Here is a 413-nt window from a genome sequence, read left to right as displayed (position 1 = left end):
TTTTTGGCTGTGGCAGTTTGGCATAGTTTGAGCTAATTTGAATAATTGAATATGAATTTGATGTAGCACACAGTATAAATGCTGGGTGCTTTTTTCATTTCAGGAACTCGTATTCCGGCGATAGAAAGAGCCGTCACTTCACTGTTAATTTTGAAGTGGCGGCTTTTTCTATTTCCAGAAGCAACAGCAATAATTAGAAATGAGGTGAAGTCAATGAACACGCAAATCATCGCCATTGCCAACCAGAAAGGGCGCTATGTGCCAGTGGCACATGTTCAGCGCCGACCGGAGCGGGAGCGGAGAAGCGTTGGCAAGACAACGACCTGTGCCAACTTGGGAATCGGGCTGGCGCAGGCCGGAAAGAAAGTCCTGCTGATCGACGGAGACCCGCAAGGCAGCCTGACGATCAGCTT

General features: G+C 48.2%; 1 protein-coding gene. It reads left to right on the top strand.

Annotation, left to right across the window (positions count from 1 at the left end; all coding sequences use genetic code 11):
- Nucleotides 1-213: 213 nt before the first annotated feature.
- A partial coding sequence (locus GPK83_RS14750; protein WP_215705139.1) for a ParA family protein occupies nucleotides 214-413 on the top strand: 200 nt, incomplete at its 3' end.

Source organism: Clostridium sp. MCC328, from assembly GCF_018785465.1.
GTDB lineage: Bacteria > Bacillota > Clostridia > Lachnospirales > Lachnospiraceae > Pilosibacter > Pilosibacter fragilis.
The sequence above is the reverse complement of the archived record's forward strand: the minus strand, read 5'-3'. Positions and strand labels throughout refer to the sequence as shown.